General features: G+C 42.4%; 18 protein-coding genes. 9 read left to right on the plus strand and 9 right to left on the minus strand.

Going from position 1 to position 17,550, the window contains the following annotated elements:
* Positions 1-38: 38 nt before the first annotated feature.
* From SHALO_RS05730 to thiS, 3 genes are read left to right on the plus strand one after another with little or no spacing between them, the layout of a single operon-like run.
* Positions 39-1,226 (plus strand): aspartate aminotransferase family protein, encoded by a 1,188-nt coding sequence (locus SHALO_RS05730; RefSeq protein WP_174543303.1) that lies wholly within the window; start codon positions 39-41, stop codon positions 1,224-1,226.
* A gap of 9 nt (positions 1,227-1,235) precedes the next feature.
* Complete coding sequence (locus SHALO_RS05735) at positions 1,236-2,270, plus strand: SAM-dependent methyltransferase (RefSeq protein WP_069477749.1); 1,035 nt, start codon at positions 1,236-1,238, stop codon at positions 2,268-2,270.
* The gene (thiS, locus tag SHALO_RS05740; protein WP_069477750.1) at positions 2,261-2,461 is read left to right on the plus strand and encodes a sulfur carrier protein ThiS; all 201 of its coding nucleotides are present in this window, start codon (positions 2,261-2,263) and stop codon (positions 2,459-2,461) included. The genes SHALO_RS05735 and thiS overlap by 10 nt, the downstream gene beginning before the upstream one ends.
* On the opposite strand, the gene acpS is transcribed toward thiS, so the two are convergent.
* Genes acpS through SHALO_RS05765 form a run of 5 tightly spaced genes read right to left on the minus strand, consistent with a single transcriptional unit; the run spans position 2,458 to position 6,206 of the window.
* Positions 2,458-2,832 (minus strand): holo-ACP synthase, encoded by a 375-nt coding sequence (acpS, locus tag SHALO_RS05745; RefSeq protein WP_069477751.1) that lies wholly within the window; start codon positions 2,830-2,832, stop codon positions 2,458-2,460. The two genes, thiS and acpS, sit on opposite strands and share 4 nt — an antisense overlap.
* Positions 2,829-3,365, minus strand: a complete 537-nt coding sequence (gene fliL / locus SHALO_RS05750; protein WP_069477752.1) for a flagellar basal body-associated protein FliL — start codon at positions 3,363-3,365, stop codon at positions 2,829-2,831. The genes acpS and fliL overlap by 4 nt, the downstream gene beginning before the upstream one ends.
* A gap of 60 nt (positions 3,366-3,425) precedes the next feature.
* Positions 3,426-4,781, minus strand: coding sequence for a DNA repair protein RadA (gene radA / locus SHALO_RS05755; RefSeq protein ID WP_069477753.1), 1,356 nt, complete (start codon positions 4,779-4,781; stop codon positions 3,426-3,428).
* Positions 4,774-5,658, minus strand: coding sequence for a signal recognition particle-docking protein FtsY (gene ftsY / locus SHALO_RS05760; protein WP_069477754.1), 885 nt, complete (start codon positions 5,656-5,658; stop codon positions 4,774-4,776). Before ftsY ends, radA begins: the two co-directional genes overlap by 8 nt.
* Positions 5,658-6,206: a TlpA family protein disulfide reductase gene (locus tag SHALO_RS05765; RefSeq protein WP_069477755.1), complete on the minus strand. Its 549-nt coding sequence runs from the start codon at positions 6,204-6,206 to the stop codon at positions 5,658-5,660. The genes ftsY and SHALO_RS05765 overlap by 1 nt, the downstream gene beginning before the upstream one ends.
* Before the next feature lie 189 nt (positions 6,207-6,395).
* Between SHALO_RS05765 and SHALO_RS05770 the strand changes: the two genes are divergently transcribed.
* The 6 genes from SHALO_RS05770 to SHALO_RS05795 all read left to right on the plus strand — a co-directional run bounded on the left by SHALO_RS05770 (position 6,396) and on the right by SHALO_RS05795 (position 12,504).
* On the plus strand, positions 6,396-7,055 hold the full coding sequence (locus SHALO_RS05770; RefSeq protein WP_238585298.1) for a 5-formyltetrahydrofolate cyclo-ligase: 660 nt from the start codon (positions 6,396-6,398) through the stop codon (positions 7,053-7,055).
* Positions 6,961-8,511: a ribonuclease Y gene (rny, locus tag SHALO_RS05775; RefSeq protein ID WP_069477756.1), complete on the plus strand. Its 1,551-nt coding sequence runs from the start codon at positions 6,961-6,963 to the stop codon at positions 8,509-8,511. The genes SHALO_RS05770 and rny overlap by 95 nt, the downstream gene beginning before the upstream one ends.
* Before the next feature lie 57 nt (positions 8,512-8,568).
* Positions 8,569-10,374, plus strand: a complete 1,806-nt coding sequence (locus SHALO_RS05780) for an ABC transporter ATP-binding protein (protein WP_069477757.1) — start codon at positions 8,569-8,571, stop codon at positions 10,372-10,374.
* Entirely contained in the window at positions 10,355-11,020 is a 666-nt protein-coding gene (locus SHALO_RS05785; protein WP_069477758.1) for a lipid-binding SYLF domain-containing protein, read from the plus strand. Before SHALO_RS05780 ends, SHALO_RS05785 begins: the two co-directional genes overlap by 20 nt.
* 8 nt (positions 11,021-11,028) lie before the next feature.
* Positions 11,029-11,592 carry a DedA family protein gene (locus SHALO_RS05790; protein WP_069477759.1) on the plus strand — a complete coding sequence of 188 codons (564 nt, stop codon included), beginning with the start codon at positions 11,029-11,031 and terminating at the stop codon, positions 11,590-11,592.
* 252 nt (positions 11,593-11,844) lie between these two features.
* The gene (locus tag SHALO_RS05795; protein WP_069477760.1) at positions 11,845-12,504 is read left to right on the plus strand and encodes a LexA family transcriptional regulator; all 660 of its coding nucleotides are present in this window, start codon (positions 11,845-11,847) and stop codon (positions 12,502-12,504) included.
* 37 nt (positions 12,505-12,541) lie between these two features.
* On the opposite strand, the gene SHALO_RS05800 is transcribed toward SHALO_RS05795, so the two are convergent.
* From SHALO_RS05800 to SHALO_RS05815, 4 genes are all read right to left on the minus strand, one after another.
* A complete protein-coding gene (locus SHALO_RS05800; RefSeq protein WP_069477761.1) occupies positions 12,542-13,447 on the minus strand; it encodes a bile acid:sodium symporter family protein in 906 nt (301 codons plus the stop codon).
* A 122-nt stretch (positions 13,448-13,569) separates the two neighbouring features.
* On the minus strand, positions 13,570-14,064 hold the full coding sequence (locus tag SHALO_RS05805) for a peptidylprolyl isomerase (protein WP_069477762.1): 495 nt from the start codon (positions 14,062-14,064) through the stop codon (positions 13,570-13,572).
* Positions 14,065-14,126: 62 nt separating this feature from the next.
* Complete coding sequence (locus SHALO_RS05810) at positions 14,127-16,277, minus strand: WD40 repeat domain-containing protein (RefSeq protein ID WP_069477763.1); 2,151 nt, start codon at positions 16,275-16,277, stop codon at positions 14,127-14,129.
* A complete protein-coding gene (locus tag SHALO_RS05815) occupies positions 16,253-17,542 on the minus strand; it encodes a response regulator (protein ID WP_069477764.1) in 1,290 nt (429 codons plus the stop codon). Before SHALO_RS05815 ends, SHALO_RS05810 begins: the two co-directional genes overlap by 25 nt.
* Positions 17,543-17,550: the final 8 nt, after the last annotated feature.

The following is a 17,550-nucleotide window of genomic DNA, read 5'->3' on the forward strand; positions in this document are numbered from 1 at the left end:
TTTTTCGCTATAATGGCGTTTTTTTAGAGGAGTAGATCATGGATTTTGAAACAATGGATAAAGAGTATGTGTTGCAGACGTATGCGCGAAACTATGTCAATTTTAAACACGGCATCAACGCAACCCTTTTTGATGATAAAGGAAGAGATTATATCGATTTTACGAGCGGTATAGGTGTGGTGAGTGTGGGGCATGGCAATCAACGACTTGCCGATGCGATCAGTGATCAAGCACGCCATATTATCCATACATCCAATCTTTACATGATTGAACCCCAAGCGAAGCTCGCTAAAAAAATCTGTGAACTTACAGGCTATGATGTGGGCGTTTTCTTTGGAAACTCAGGCGCTGAAGCGAATGAAGGTGCCATTAAACTCGCACGAAAGTATGGTGAGAAAAAATTTGCCAATAAAAAATACAAAGTCTTAACCCTAGAGCATTCGTTTCATGGACGTACCATAACAACGGTGAAAGCCACAGGTCAAGAGAGTTTTCATAAAACGGCTTTTGCTCCGTACCCAGCGGGATTTTCATACACAAAAGAGATCGCAGATCTTTACAATGCGATTGATGATGAGACGGTTGCTGTCATGATCGAACTCGTGCAAGGCGAGGGTGGCGTTAAGGCGTTTCCTAAAAAAGATATTCAAGATTTGGCAAAATTTTTAAAAGAGAAAGAGATTTTGCTTATCATCGACGAAGTCCAAAGCGGCGTCTTTAGAAGCGGTGAATTTTTAGCCACAAGTCTGTATGAAATTGAGCCAGACATCATCACGCTTGCCAAAGGATTAGCCGGTGGTGTGCCTATTGGCGCGGTGATTAGCAAGCACAAAGACATTTTTGAAGCAGGCGATCACGGCAGTACATTTGGCGGAAATTTCCTCTCCACACGCGCAGGACTCGAAGCACTGGCGATTTTGGAAGAGTACAAACAAAGTGGGATGCTGGATGAAGCGCTCATCTATTTTGATGCAAAACTCAAAGTTACATGTAAAGCGTTTCCGACACTTTTTGAGAGTGTTGAGGGACTTGGTTTGATGCGTGGCATTAAGTGTCAAAGTGGCGATATTTTGGCAAGTGTCATCAAAAAAGCGTTTGAGCAGGGCGTGTTGGTTCTCAAAGCGGGCAAAAATACGCTTCGATTCTTACCTCCACTCACGATCTCAAAAGAGGAGATCGATGAGGGCTTTAAACGTTTAGCGAGTGCGTGTAGCACGCTTTTATAAAAGAGAAACGTGAACTTTAGCGCCTACATGCAAGCGTGGCTTTACGGCGAGCAGGGCTACTACAGCAATGTGCGTACCATCGGAAAAGAGGGTGACTTTTACACCGCTGTGAGTACGAGCATGTTCTTTGGTGGAACGATTGCCAAGCGGCTGATTTCAACGATTGAGAGCGGGTTTTTAAGCCCTGCTTGCAGTGTCGTTGAGATCGGCGCGCACAAAGGCTATTTACTTGCCGATATGATCCAATTTATCTACACCCTCAAACCCGAACTGCTTCAAACCCTAACCTTTGTCATTGTCGAGCCCTTTGCTGCGAATCAAACGATGCAAAAAGCCTACTTTGAAGAGGCGTTTGGCGATGCTATAAAGCTTTTACATGTAAAGAGTTTGGAAGCATTTACATGTAAAGAGGCGTTCTTTGTGGCAAATGAGATTTTTGATGCGTTTTCCTGTGAGCTGATCAAAGACGATCAGATGCTTTTCGTTGAAAATGGAAAAGCTTTTTTTGAAACGATGGATGATTTTACATGTAAAAAAGCCAAAGCGTATGGTATTACCAAAGGGGAACTCTGTTTGGGGTATGAGCCTTTTGCAGAGGCAATGGCGCGATGTTCTGAGCGTTTTGAATTTATCACGTTTGATTATGGCGATAAAGAGGCACGAAATGATTTTTCACTGCGTGTGTATGCCTCTCATCAGGTCTATCCTTTTTTCGCACTGAGCGATTTGGTGGAAGAGAAACTGCGTGAAAAAAGCGATTTTAATGCCTTTTTTGCGCACTCCGACATCACCTATGATGTCAACTTTAGCCATCTTTTTTTAGCATTTGAAAAAAGTGGCATTCGCGTGCATGAACACGCTACGCAGGTAAAAGCCTTGGTCGATTTTGGCTTAGTGGAGCTTTTAAAACTGTTTGCCAAAAACGTTTCGAAAAAGCAGTACGAGCGTGAGATGAATAAAATTAAAACCTTGATCGATCCTTCGTTTATGGGAGAGCGGTTTAAAATGGCATGTTTTCGCAAAGGAGAAGTGGGATGCAGTTGATTATTAACGGTGAAAAAAAAGAGAGTGGGGCAAAGAGCATTCAAGCGCTTTTGGATGAACTGGGAATTGAGAGCAAAGTGATGGCGGCGGCGGTGAATATGAACGTCGTCAAAAAAGAGCTGTGGGAAAGTTACGAACTGAACGAAAATGACAAAGTTGAATTTTTACAGTTTGTCGGTGGTGGCGCTTAGTGGGAGAGTTTTTTGGAGTTTTTTTTGCCTTCAATGACCGCTACTGCAATCGCAAAACCGTTGTCGTGAGTAATGGAAAGCGAGAGATCGGTGATGGCATACGCTTCGATGAGATGCGCTGAGAGCGTGAAAAAAGGTGCATTTTTAGCATCTTTGTAGAGTTTAATATCCATAAAGCCGCACTGTGCACTGATGCCGATGCCAAGCGCTTTGGAAACCGCCTCTTTGGCTGCGTAAAATCCAGCCGCTGTTGCATCACTTTTTGCTAAGAGTATCTCTTCAGGGGATAAAAATTTAACAAGCGCCTTGTCTCCAAAGCGCTTTTTGAGTTTGGTGATTCGCTCAACACTAACGAGGTCTACGCCAATCATTGAACCACGAAGTCGGTAAAGTAAATATTTTTAACTTGTCCATCGGAAAGATTTTCATTGATCTTATCAAGAACCTCTTCTTTGAGCTTATCTTTGCCCTTTAAGGTACTGATCTCTTCAAAGGTTTTAGAAGAGAAGGTACGAATGATGATGTCACGAATCAACGATTTTTTATGATCCATCTCAGGTTGCAGTTTTGCATCACTGAGTTCCAAATCAACAGCAACTTTTAAAAAACGGTTACCGCTTTCGCTAAGTAAGTTTACAACAAATTGCGCCATCGGGTACATTGGACCAATCGTTAAATGATCGGTTGATTTTTTGCTACTGCTTTTTTTCTTCTCAACTTTTGCATCTTGAGAAGAGGGTATTGAGGCTGCTACTTCGTCATCGTTGTTTCCTAAGAGGAAAAATGCCGCTGCACCGCCACCAATGAGAAGAACAACTAAAAGAACAACGACAATGATAAGCACCATATTGCTTTTAGATTTTTTTTCAACTGCTCCATCGCCATCTTCAGGTTTTTTAGCCATTCGTTATCCTTTTACATGTAAATATACTTTGCCTGTATATCGTTTGATTTCGTGAAAAATTTACATCCATTCGATTAATTTCGAAACTTCATCAATATTATAACACTTGAGCCCCTCAATTGTCTCCAAGGGAAGGGACGGAACGACCGCTTTTTCAAACTGTTGCGACTTCGCCTCTTTGAGTCTCAGGTCAAGGTTGAAGATGTCGCGCACATCCCCAATCAATGAGACTTCACCGATAAAAACGGTATCTTTGCTAATCGGTCGGTTACGGTACGAGCTAATGATCGCCGCGATGATAGCAAGATCCGCCGATGTTTCGCTGATTTTGATACCTCCCGCAATGTTGATATAGACATCGTACTGGTTAAAAGGAAGGTCAAGTTTGCGCTCCAACAGAGCTAAAAGCATCGTAAGGCGGTTGAGCTCATAGCCTGTGGCACTGCGCTTAGGGTTGGGATAGCCACTGTCACTGACCAGTGCTTGCACTTCCAAAACGATTGGACGGCTTCCTTCCATCAAAACGGTGATAGCAGAGCCCGCTTGTGCTTTGCCCCGGGTAAAAAACTTCTTGGAGATGTCTTTTGCACTGACTAAACCCGCTTTGGTCATCTCAAAAATGCCCACTTCGCTGGTTGTTCCAAAACGGTTTTTAAATCCACGAAGCAGACGAAGTTCTCGTGAAGAATCCCCTTCAAAATAAAGAACCGTATCGACCATGTGTTCAAGCACGCGAGGCCCTGCGATGGAGCCTTCTTTGGTGATGTGCCCGATGATAAAAATAGCGATATTTTTATCTTTCCCGTAACGCATCAGCTCAAAGGTGATCTCACGCACCTGCGAAACACTTCCGGGAGCCGAAGCCACTTTTTCGCTGTAAATCGTTTGAATGGAGTCGATAATGAGCACTTCAAAAGCGTGCGTTTCGAGCTCTTTAAAAATCGTGTCAAGCCTGATTTCGGAGAGTAAATAAAGATTGGGGTAGTTGCTATCCACGCGGTTCGCACGTAGTTTGATCTGACTTGAAGACTCTTCGCCACTGACGTAGAGAACTTTTTTTCCCTCTTTGGCAAGATTGCCTGCGATCTTTAGCAGTAGGGTCGATTTACCTACCCCTGGGCTTCCACCAATCAGTGTCAAACTTCCTTGAACGATGCCTCCACCAAGCACTAAATCAAGTTCGCGGTCACCCGAGCTGTAACGCTCAACCTGCTCAAAACTGACTTCTGTGATCGGAATGGCACTACTTTGGGTGTGGGTCGTTGGCTTGGAGTTGATCTCTTTAAGGACTTCTATCTGCTTTTCACTGAGTTCAATGTACTCATCCCATGCACCACAATTGGGACATTTTCCAAGCCATTTGGCACTTTGGTGACCACAGGCTTGGCACTCGAAAAGGATCTGTTTTTTAGCCATGAGTTTGCGTGAAAATGGAGTCTAAAATGGTGTCGATGTAATCATCTGAATTAAACGGAATCAGATCATCTTTTCCCTCACCCACGCCCACATAAATGATAGGAAGCTCTAACGCTTTGGCGATGCCAAACAGTGAACCACCTTTTGCGGTACCATCAAGCTTAGTGATGATAATCGCATCGATGCTGATCATCTCATGAAAGGCTTTGGCTTGGTTAATCGCAGACGTACCTTGCGTGCCATCTAAAATGAGAATTTTACGGTGTGGGGCTCCGCTGAGCGCTTTATCGCAGATACGCACGATTTTTTTGAGCTCATTGGCAAGGTTGACTTGGTTGTGCAGGCGTCCTGCGGTATCGATGATGACGTGATCGATTTTTTTAGCTATGGCAGAGCTAATCGTATCGTACGCTACAGCGGAAGGATCGTGCCCTTGTTGGGTGTAGATGATGCCCACATCAATCTTTTCTGCCCAGCTTTTGAGCTGTTCAATCGCTGCGGCTCTAAACGTGTCAGCAGCACCCAAAAGCACGCTTTGGTTCTCTTTTTTGTAGTTGTGCGCGAGCTTGGCAATCGTCGTCGTTTTTCCTGCACCATTCACGCCAATGACGAGTTCTACAAAAGGATTTTGTTCTGTTTGAGCAGATGTTGTGTCGTATTTAAAATAGGCTTTTAGAACACGTTTGACATCGTCACGTACTACGAATTGAGAAGGCGGAAGATAGTAGATGATCTCTTCAACCAGTTCATAAGGAATGTCGGATTCGATTAAGATCTCTTCTAAAAGTGTTTTGTCGATTTTTTCGACTTTTTCAGGCAATATCTCTTTGATCGCACCGAGTGTTTTATCGAGTCCTTTTTTAATAAAGCTAAACATTAGAGCACTTTTTTGATGTCAGCGTCAATCATCTCTTCAGGAATCGCCCCTACGTAATGGGTTGAGTATTTGCCATTCTTGTCATACAAGAACATAAGGGGAATGTTTTTAACACCACCCGCACTTTGTGCCAGTTTAAAGTTTTCAATACTATTGGTGATAATGTAATTAATATTGTTGTATTTGATAAAGCTATTGATCTCTTCATTGGATTTATTCTCTTCTAAAAGAACACTTATGATGACAAAATTGTCTTTATATTTCTCTTGAAGGCTATTCAGATGGGGAATTTCAGCCTTACACGGAGGGCACCATGTGGTAAAAAAGTTGACTAAAACGACTTTATTCTCAAATCCAGCAAAACTAAATCCTTTATCAACTGACGTAACAACAATCTCTTTGCCAGAAACATCTTGCAGTACAATTTTTTCACTTTTAGTCTCTTTATTAGCGTTAGAAGCGTTAGTGTCCGCTTTCTTTTTTTCAGAAGAACACCCATTAAAAAAGAGCATAGAAGATGCGATAAACAGAGCAAACCAAAATTTCATTATGATCCTTTTAATGCAGAGTGTGTATGAAACTCTGCTTGATACGCTTTCTAAGCAAAGCCTAAAAAGCTACGTTAGCCACTGGGGCGCTTAAGCTTGCCTCAAATGAGACAGAGACTTCTTGCAAAACGGCACGAAGTCTATTATAATGGCTATGATTGTATAAAAACATGCCTTAAAGTGACAACAATGCAAAAAATTAAGTTCGAGACCAAGTCGGATTTTCGCTCCTTCGCGCGGGCAAAACTAAACTTCGTTCACAATGCTTATAAACGTGATAAAATCATTGAAAAACAGATTTTGGAGATGGTCTATCGCCTTAAAGCACGCTCTATTTTACTCTATGTCTCATTGCCTATAGAAGCCAGTACACGGGGCGTTATCGCTACATGTAGACGAAGAAAATGTAACGTTTATGTTCCGTTTATGGAAGGTATTAGTTTCAAGATGGTAAAATGGAGATTGCCTTCAAGTAAGAAAACATTTAACATCGAAGAGCCTAAAAACTCGTTTGCTGTTAAACCAAAAATTGATTTTGCGATAGTGCCTGTCATAGGGGTTGATGGGGCATTCAAACGAATTGGTTTTGGTAAAGGGATGTACGATCGTTTTTTTGCATCGCTTGAGCCTAAACCTCCAATAGCATTTGTTCAAAGGGAGTTTTGTATGACACAAAGCCTAATATGCGAACCACATGATATTGCAGCAGATATTTATTTAACCCCCTATAAAACTATTATTCAAAGAGGGACAAATGGTCTTAGAGTCATTAGCGGTCGGCGGCGCTGCATTAGCAAGCGGCGTTGTAGGATTTTTCATCGCCAAAAAGATGGAAGCTGCCAATTATGAAATACATGTTGCCCAAGCAAGGGCCAAAGCCATTGAACACGAAGCGGAACTCATCCTTAGTAGCAGTAACATTAAGGTTAAAGAGGCTGAACTAGAGGCGAAACGCAAATACGAAGATCGTACGATCACGCTTAAAAAAGAGCACTCTGAAAAAATGTTAGAGCTGGATAAAAAAGAGCGTGGCTACAAAGAAGAGCTTCGAAAAATAACCAAAGATCGTGAAGATCTTCAACTCTTTCAAAACAATGCCAATGCGCTTTTTGATGAGGGAGCGCAGCTCAAAGAGGAGTACACCACGAAAGTGAATGAAGCACTTTTAGTGTTGGAACGCTCGTCTGGGCTCACACAAAATGAAGCCAAAGAGATCGTTTTAGCCAAAGTTGAAGAGCAATCTCGCGCCGAGATCGCCCATACGGTGAGACGTCTCGAAGAAGAGGCGAAACAAGATATAAAACGTCGTGTTAACTACATCTTAGCGCAAGCAACGACCCGTTTTGCAGGGGAATTTGCGGCTGAGCGTCTGATTAACGTGGTCAATATTAAAGATGACGAACTCAAAGGGCGCATTATTGGTAAAGAGGGTCGTAATATCAAAACCCTTGAGATGCTTTTAGGCGTTGACATCATCATCGATGATACGCCAAATGCGATCATCTTGAGTAGCTTTAACCTCTACAGACGCGCGATTGCGACCAAAGTGATTGAGCTGTTGGTTCAAGACGGACGTATTCAGCCTGCGCGAATTGAGGGTATTTATGAGAAAGTCAAAGATGAATTTGACCAAAGTTTGACTGAAGAGGGCGAGAATATCGTCATTGATCTAGGTCTTACAAAAGTGCATCCAGAGCTTGTGAAACTGATCGGGCGTCTTAAATTTAGAGCCAGTTACGGTCAAAATGCCCTTGGTCATTCCCTTGAAGTGGCGCATTTGGCAGGTATTATCGCGGCTGAAACGGGTGGCGATGTTCTATTAGCGCGTCGTGCAGGAATTCTTCACGACATCGGTAAAGCCTTGACACATGAGACAGCAGGTAGCCACGTTGATTTGGGTGCTGAGATTTGTCGTCGTTATAAAGAGCACGATGTGGTCATCAATGCTATCTTTGCGCACCACGGACATGAAGAGCCAACTTCGGTTGAATCCGCAGCCGTATGTGCCGCCGATACGCTCTCAGCGGCGCGTCCAGGAGCCAGAAGAGAAGTGCTTGAGAGCTTCTTGAAGCGTGTTCAAGACATTGAAGAGATTGCGAAAAGTAAACCGGGTATTAAACAAGTGTACGCAATCAATGCGGGTCGTGAAATTCGTGTCATTGCCAATGCCAAGTTGATCAATGATGACGAAGCCGTTTTACTTGCCAAAGAGATTGCGCAAGAGATTGAGAGCAAAGTTCAGTATCCTGGTGAGATTAAAGTCAATGTCATCAGGGAAATTCGCGCCATCGACTTCGCACGCTAGAGCTTTTTACATGTAGAGGTGTAAAGCCTCTGCATGACTGCTTTTGAATGGAACACTATGCAAAAACACTACACGTTCAAAACCCTTTTTCACGAAGTCAAACAGTATAAAAAAGAGCTGATTTTAGCCAATGTGGTCGCTTTTTTAGCCGTGCTGGTAAGTACACCAGTACCTCTTTTGATGCCAATGTTGGTGGATGAAGTTTTACTTGGTAAAAAAGGATTTGTGACACATGTTGTTGATGGGTTTTTCGGTTTTCCAAACCCTGCTTATGTTTACATCGTTACTGTCTTAGCCGTTGTTGTGACGCTGAGATTTCTTTTTTTTCTTTTGAACTATCTGCAAACGAAACTCTTTACGATTGTCTCTAAGAACATCGCTTTTAAAATACGCACCAATGTTTTAGGTCATCTCAGTCATGTTGCGATGAACCAATTTGAATTTTTTGGCTCAGGGAAAGCAGCATCATTGCTCGTTACCGATGTTGAAACAATCGATAATTTCTTGGGTGTTTTTGTCAGCCGTCTCATTATCTCTGTACTGACCATTTTGGGTGTGGGGGCAGTTTTGCTGATGATTCATTGGCAATTGGGGTTTTTTATCTTGGTGTTGAACCCAGTGGTCATCCTTTTTACCACCAAACTCGCCAAAAAAGTGGCAAAGCTCAAAAAAGAGCAAAACAAAGCGTTTGAACTTTTCCAAGATACGCTCTCTGAAACGCTTGATATGTTCGTGCAAATTCGTGCAACCAACAAAGAGAGGCTTTTTTTTGATAAAGTCGAAGCGCATGCAGAAGCGATCAAAGAGAGTTCTATTATTTATGGCTATAAAAGTGATGGGGCGAACCGCCTCTCTTTTCTTATCTTTCTCTCAGGTTTTGAGCTTTTTCGAGCGGCGAGTATTTTTGTGGTGGCGTATACGGAGCTAAGCATTGGTTCCATGCTCGCCATTTTTGGGTATTTATGGGTGATGATGGGACCGATTCAAGACATTTTAAACATCCAATACGCATACCATAATGCAGGCAAATCCCTAACCCGTATCAACGAGATTTTAGAGCTCAAAGCAGAAGAGCGAGGCTTACATGTAAAGAATCCTTTTGTGAAAAATAGCACCAATGCGATTGAACTTAAAGGGGTAAGTTTTAGTTATGATGGTGGCAAGCAAATCCTTGAAAGCATTGATCTTACCATTCCAAAAGGGTCAAAAATCGCTATAATAGGCGCAAGTGGAAGTGGCAAAACCACACTGGCGCATCTGCTGGTTGGGCTGTATCCTTTGGATGAGGGCGATATTTTCTTTGATGGCATTTCGGTTAAAGAGATAGGGCTTGATGTGGTGCGTGAACATCTCTTCTTGGTGCTTCAAAACCCACAACTTTTTAATGCAACACTGGCTCAAAACTTAATGATGGATGAAAAAACCGATAAAGCCTTAGTGCATCAAGCACTTCAAATCGCCCAGTTGGAGAGTTTTGTGGATGAGTTGCCTGATGGACTGCAAACCCAAATAGGTAAGCATGGTATTAAGCTCTCAGGTGGGCAACGTCAGCGTCTAAGCATCGCTCGCATGGTGCTCCAAAATCCCAATGTGGTTATTTTAGATGAATCCACGTCGGCGCTGGATGTGCATACGGAGATGAAGCTTTTTGATGCACTTGAAAATTACCTTGTGGGCAAAACGACGATCATCATCGCCCACAGGCTGAGTACGATTAAAAAAGCGGATTTTATCTATGTGATGGATAAAGGACGCATTGTAGAATCAGGTACCCATGAAGCGTTGATGCGCCAAGAGGGCGCATTTTACGAATACGTTATACAAAATAGAAGGAGTAAAGATAATGAAAAAAATATGGTTTAGTCTTATGATAGGTCTTTTAATGACCACAACACTCTTTGCATCAGCAGAAGAAAAATTGCTAGATTCATCCAATGCGCTTAAAAATATGATACGTGATTCTAAAATTAAGATTCCACAAAAGGTGCTTGAGCGTGCCCAAGCCATTGCCATTTTCCCAGGAACGATTGAGATTAGCATGTTTCTAGGCGGTAAAACGGGCAACGGTGTGATGGTTGTGCGCAAAAGTGATGGTTCATGGAGCTATCCGTTCTTTGTCAAACTTGGAGGTGCAGGTCTTGGCTTTCAGCTGGGCGTTGAGAAGAAAGATATTTTGATGGTTTTCCAAAGCAAAGACAGTGTCAAAAAACTGATGAACAACAAAATCACCCTAGGGGCGGATGCTTCCGTTGCAGCAGGTCCTGCGGGAGAGAGTGCGAGTCGAGGAAGTGAAGCTGACTTTAAATCGGAGATCTATACCTATACTAAAACAGAAGGCGCTTTTGTGGGTGTTTCCATTGATGGTTCTGTCATGAACCATGACTATGACCAAAATATTGAGCTGTATGGCAATAACATCACCCCTGAGCAAATTGTAGAATCTGATGGTTTGGTCTCTTCGTATGCGGTTGAGGATTTCCTCAAATCCATACAAAAGCTTACAAACTAAGGATTGGTGTGGAAGATATTTTAAGTTCCCTCTCGACGTATGGATACATCATCCTTTTTCTCTACTCTTTTGGTGGCGGCATGGTCGCCATCATTGCCGCAGGTGTGCTCTGCTATGCTGGTAAGATGGATCTGAGCACGTCCATCGCAGTAGCAGCGTTGGCAAATGTTATTGGTAGCTCTTTTTTATTTTACATGGGACGCTACAACAAAAAAGCATTAATGCCGTACTTCAAAGATCATAAACGCAAATTAGCCCTAAGCCATATTTTGATGAAAAAGTATGGTGACAAGATCATTTTTATTCAGAAATTCATCTATGGGCTGAAAACCTTGGTACCGATGACCATTGGTTTGACCAAGTATCCCCAAACAAAATTTCACATCCTCAACACCCTATCTGCGTGCGTTTGGGCGTTGGTTTTAGGGGTAGGTAGTTACATGGCAGGTGAGCTTTTGATGCGCATTGCCGCCTATTTTTCGGACAATGCCTTTTTAGCACCTTTGATTTTACTCTCCATCATTGGGCTTATCTGGTTTTACTTCCAATCAGCCACAAAAAAGAGGCGTTAAATCGTACTACCACTTCTAAGCGTTCCTATCGCTCTTTGAGATAGGAATGCTTCTCTTAAAATATCTTATTGCTTAAAACAAGCATCTTTTGCTCAAAACGGTTCATAAACTCATTGTAGGCTTTGCGTGAGTGACTGATCGTACAGATTAAACTTTTCATTGAAGGCTCCTCTGTTATAAAATTTTCACTATTGTATACAAAATGAAAAATATGCTACAATAATATTTCAAAATGAAATATTGGAGGACAAAATGCCAAATATTTTAGCAGTTTTACATAAAGTGAAGGATATTCTCTCCCAAGAGTTGGGTGAACGTAAAGTATTTGACAAGGATGTGGCGGAAGCTTTGGGGATCAATCAGCTAACCCTTGCGACGATGAAAAATCGTGCCAAAATTCCCTATAAAGAGATTCTTGAATTTTGTGCGAAACGTAAAATCTCCATTAACTGGCTTTTGTTTGACCAAGTAGTCGAGAGTTTGCAAGCAGAGACCGATAAATTTGCACGTGTGCATTATTTTAGAGATATTTACGCTTCAGCAGGTGGTGGAGCGCTGAATGAAGACGAAGAGGGCGAGATGATGTACCTTGATGAGGAGATCGTTGAAAAGCTCGGAGGACTTGGGATGATTAAGCACATTCAAGCCATCAATGTTTTGGGCGATTCGATGGAGCCAACACTCTTTAGCGGGGATGTGGTGTTCATCAACAAAGAGTATACCAACGCTTTAAAATCAGGTATTTACGTGGTCTCTACGCCTGTGGGATTGTTTATCAAACGCCTTCAACTCCACGCCAATGGCACCGTCGCTTTGGTGTCAGATAACGAAGCGTATGCCCCAGAACTCATCAACGCAGAAGATGTTCAAGTACTTGGCAAAGTGGTTGGAAAGCTCTCTTCTAATATTTAACCCTAGAAGCGCGTAAAGATGCTTACGCGCTCAAACTCTATTTTTGCCTTGACCAATACCCTGCAAGTAAAGCCCCAGAGATGTTGTGCCAAACACTGAAAATGGCTCCTGGAAGTGCGCTCAGCGGTGTGAAATATTTCATAGCGAGTGCGACTGCTAAACCCGAGTTTTGCATGCCTACTTCAATCGCGATTGTTTTGCAAATCGTATGAGAGTACCCAAACCATTTTGCAACATAGTAGCCACTCGCCAATCCTGAGAGATTATGAAGCATGATGCCAAGAACCGTTAAAAAGGCAATATTGGCGATGCGTCCTTGGTTGAGTGCGACAACAATCGCAATAATAAACACAATTGCAATCATTGAAAACGTTGCTAAGTAAGGCTCATAACGTTTAATCGTTGTCTGTAAAAAATAGTTCACAACCACGCCCAAAACAACAGGTGCAAGGACAATTTGTGCGATGCTTAAGAGCATATCTGTCGCAGGAACAGGAACGCTTTGCCCTACATAGAGCAGTGTTAAAAAAGGTGTGGCGACCACGGAAAGCAAGGTTGATGTGAGTGTCATGGTAATGGAAAGTGCGACATCGCCTTTGGCAAGATAGGTCATAACATTTGAAGCCGTGCCTCCTGAAACAGCACCTACAAGAACCATTCCCACCATCAGTTCGGTTGAAAAATAAAATGCTTTTGAGATCAAAAGTGCCGCAAGTGGCATAATGAAAAATTGCAACGCTACGGTTAAAAGAATCGCTTTAGGCGCCTTTAGGACACGTGCAAAATCTTCTAAACGAAGGGTCACACCCATAAAAAACATAATCGCAATCAGCAAGGGTGTAATAGAGCCTTTCATCGGTACGAAAAGCGTTGGCATGTTATACGCTAGCAGTGAAAAAAGAATAGCCCAAAGAGGGAAGAGTGCATTGAGACGATGAATCATAACAATCCTTCTTAAAAAGATGAAGGGATGATTATAACAAAGAAGAGGGGGAATTATGCTAAAGCGGAGCGCAAAAAAGTGTTTACATGTAAAGCGTTACCACTTTACATGTAAGATGAAAATTAAAGTGTTTCTTTGATCTCGATGGTGATCATTGCATCGTTTTGTGCGATGCTATCAAGCACTTTAAAGCTCTCTTTATCCTCTTTTGCGATGGCACCAAAAACGGTGTGAACGCCATCTAAATGAGGACAATCCACAAAGCAGATGAAGAACTGACTTCCACCTGTGTTTGCCCCTGCATGTGCCATTGAAAGAGATCCTCGTTTATGTTTGCTTTTTTGACCTTTGCATTCGCATGCGATGTTCCAACCAGGACCGCCTGTTCCGCGACCGCTTGGACAACCGCCTTGTGCCATAAAGTTTTTGATGACACGGTGGAAAATAAGTCCATCGTAGAATTTGTCATTGGCAAGTGTTGCAAAGTTTGCAACCGCGATAGGAGTCTCTTCAGGATTGAGCTTGATGATAATATCGCCTTTTTCCATCTTGATAATAGCGTATTGAAAAGCAGCCAATTGCTCTTTTGTGTAGTCATAGGTTTTGAGTGCGCTCATTGTTTGAAGCCTTTATGATTAAGTTAGATGTGGATTATAACAAGCGATTCCTATAAGCTCTATTAACTCAGTTTTTTAGCAGGAATGTTGCGGTAAACCAGCACGTTTGAAGGATAGAGTGGATTTTCCAATGGAGGCTCCAAGCGGATGATGCGCTGTAGTATATCGAGTTTGTGGCTCTCTTTCGCAAATTCGACTAAGAGTTTGTCGCCTTTGAAAAAGTGCAAATAAGTAACAAACGATTTTTCCCAATCAATGGCGTTATCCATCTCTTGGTGCGCATCTTTAAAGTGAGCAATGTAGATTTTTTTCATGATATTGGCACTGTTTTGTTTACATGTAACAATACGCACATAAGGCTCAATATGGCTCAAAACGCTCTCATACTCTTTGGCATCAATGAGCGCCATCTGTTCATTAAAAAATCTCTGCTTCATCCCTTCAAGTTCGTTCACAAGCGCGTAGTGACTTTGCAGCTGATAGTGATCTTGCAGTTGCACCGCTTCAAAGAGCAGATTTTTCGCTACGTACTCCTCTAAAAGAAGCAGGGCTTTGGAGACCTCTTTGAGTCTATTGGCTTGGTTTTGGTAGGGTCTAAATGGGTGTAAAAGCTCAGCAAGCAAGGACGCTTGATGGTAGTTTTTTGCTTCAAGCAATTTAAGCGCCTCATTTTGGATACGCTCTCCTATTTGAAGCACTTTTTGGTAGAGTGGTGTGGATTCTAAAAAGGTATTTTGTGCCACGAGACGGAAATAAAAGTGGAAGTTTTTCTCTTTAACCGCTGTTTCTGCCATGGTAAACGTGCCTGAGCGTTTGAGCATATTTTCAATGAGTAGCTTCTTCTCTTCCACCTCTAAAAAAGCATGCAAACTCTCCTTAGCCGCCTCTTTGTTCATCAACGGTTCGCGTGAGAGTAAAATTTGCGCTTGTTGAAGGTTTTTATTCCATAAGGCTTCAACATGTGCAAAGAGAGAACTTTTTCGTAGCTCTGGTTTACGAGCAACCAGATCGTACGCAGGAGCATAGCTCATGCTTCGCACAAAGCGTTGCAGTGCGATGAGATGGGGCAGAAGTGTTTCAAGTTCGCTAAATTCGAGTTTGCATTTGGGATGAAACATAAAAGGTTCCGCTTTTTTTTGCGCTTGTTCAATGTCGCTTCGTGAGAGCAGGTTCATGATGGTCTCTTTCTCTTCTTGCCAGTATTCGTAAATCTTTTTGGTCTCACGGTGCGACATCAAAAAGATGTTTTTTTGAAAAATAAGACACGCCTCTTTGATCTGCTTAAGGGTAATGTGCGCGATAAATTGCTCTTCAAGTTCACGGTGGTTGTAAAAAATAAGCTCACCCGTTTTAAATCCCATAATAAAATACTTTTGCGTTCGGCACAGTACCGTAACGCCATGGTAGGGGAGTTTGACTTGGTAGAGACTATCAAGCGTTTTGACATAGACCGCAAACAGAGTGGACTCACGTGTGCCTATGTAAATAAATTTTTTACTGTGTGAGAGCACCATCGTGGAGGGCCAGATATTTTGATCGAGCTCTCTTTGTTTCGTTACTTCGCCTTTAAAAAGATCAATGGTGATGATTTTGCCATTTCGGGTAATAGCAATAAGTGTTTGCTCATCCACAAAGAGCATCATTTCAACCACAGCATCGATTTTTTGATTAAAAAGCGTGCTAAAACTATTCATTTTATAAACAACCAAGTCGCGTGAAAACGAGGCATATGCTCCAAGATGGTAGGTATCCGAGACGGCTACTGCGGTGATGGCATCAGAAGATGGTGGCAGTTCTGCTTGGATGGTACCATCTTCTGCGCTGATAATGTAACTGCGCCCGCGCTCATTTCCCGTGATCAGATAGGTGTCATTTTCACTAAAAGCGGCTTTGGTGATACTTTCAGTTTGGTTGTAGTGAAACGTTGTGATGGGCACAATTTTAGCGTGTGTGTCGATGACGTGCTCAAGTCCTTGGTCTGCAAAGGCGAGGTAGGCTAGATGTTTCCCTACGGCAAAAGGACGCTTGTAGTAATCAAAAGGGGTGTTTTCATGACGGGTTAACAGAGGGGTGCTTTTAATGATTTTAAGTTCATTGAGATCAATTTTGTGTAAATGGCATTGATGGTCGATGATTTGCAGTGTGGATTCATCCACCACGCATGCGCTAGAGATCGCGCTATGAAACGTTATCTCTCTTGAACTTGGCAACATAACTCAAACTCCTCTTGTTTGACGATGCAGATGAGATAGCGGTTTGGTTCATACGGGCTGATTTTGACCAAAATTTCAAGCATATGCGTGATGGATTTGAGAACGCCTTTAAAGGTAATATCGCCCTCATAGGACCAATTGCCTTTGATCGCTTCGATCGAGTCAAAATATTCCATCTCTTCAAAATCCACCACCTCTTTGAGTGTGAGGGCTTCTTGTGTGAGTTTGAGTAGTAAATGCTCATCACTGTGGTTATTGACAAGTGTTTCAAAGAGTTTATTGTAGGAATGAAATATCATATCATTGCTCATTAGTGCGCACGGGAAGGGAATCTGCTTTAAAAAAGACGCTTCATTAAGGCTCAGTGCCAAAGAGAGATTTTCACTGTTTTGCTGTTCACGCAGCGCGTGCAGTTTCGTCAAGTCTTGACAAATACTGATGAACTCACTGATCTCTCCCTCCGTGTTCACGATAGGTACAACGGTGGTGTAGTGATAAAGCATTCTAAGGTCTTTGGTTTGGTTGATGATAAGTCCTTGCCATGTCTTTTTAGCTAAAATCGTCTGCCAAAGCTCTTCGTACACCGCTTTTGAGGTGGAGGGATGGCTGATAAGATGGTGCGTTTTCCCAATCAGCTCTTCTTTGCTGTACCCTGTTGTTTTACAGAAATTTTCATTGACATCGGTAAAAATGCCGTTTTTATCGGTGAGTGAAACCATGGTTGCTTTATCAAGTGCTTCTTTGTACGCTTTGAGTGTTGCACTTTGTGCACTCAAGGAGTCTGCTTGGAGATGGGTAAAGTGTTTGAGTTTTTCATGGGCAATCTCTAAATCTTGCTTGTACTGCACCAGTGCTTTTTCGTAGTAAATACGCTCCATAATCGTGTATAAAACCTTTAAAATTTGATCACTCTGCAGAGGTTTTGTAATGTAATATTGAATGCCAAGGTTGATCAATTTGATGAGGTATTCGCTCTCATTGTGCGCAGAAGTGACCAAGATAGGCTGTTTGGGATAGCGCTCTTTAATGGCTTCAATCATCTCAATCCCATCCATAATGGGCATGCGAATATCGGTAATGACGAGATGATAGTCGTTTTGTGCGAGCTTTTCGAGTCCCTCTTGACCATTGGGCGCTAGATCGACACGTTTGAAAATATCACTCAGAAAAAGGCTTACCTCTTCACGCAACGCAAGGTCATCTTCGACATACAATACGTTTAACTCTTTACTCCAAGCGATCAGTTGGTCGATCGAATTTTCCATAATCACGC

This window comes from Sulfurospirillum halorespirans DSM 13726 (assembly GCF_001723605.1).
GTDB classification, from domain to species: Bacteria; Campylobacterota; Campylobacteria; order Campylobacterales; family Sulfurospirillaceae; genus Sulfurospirillum; species Sulfurospirillum halorespirans.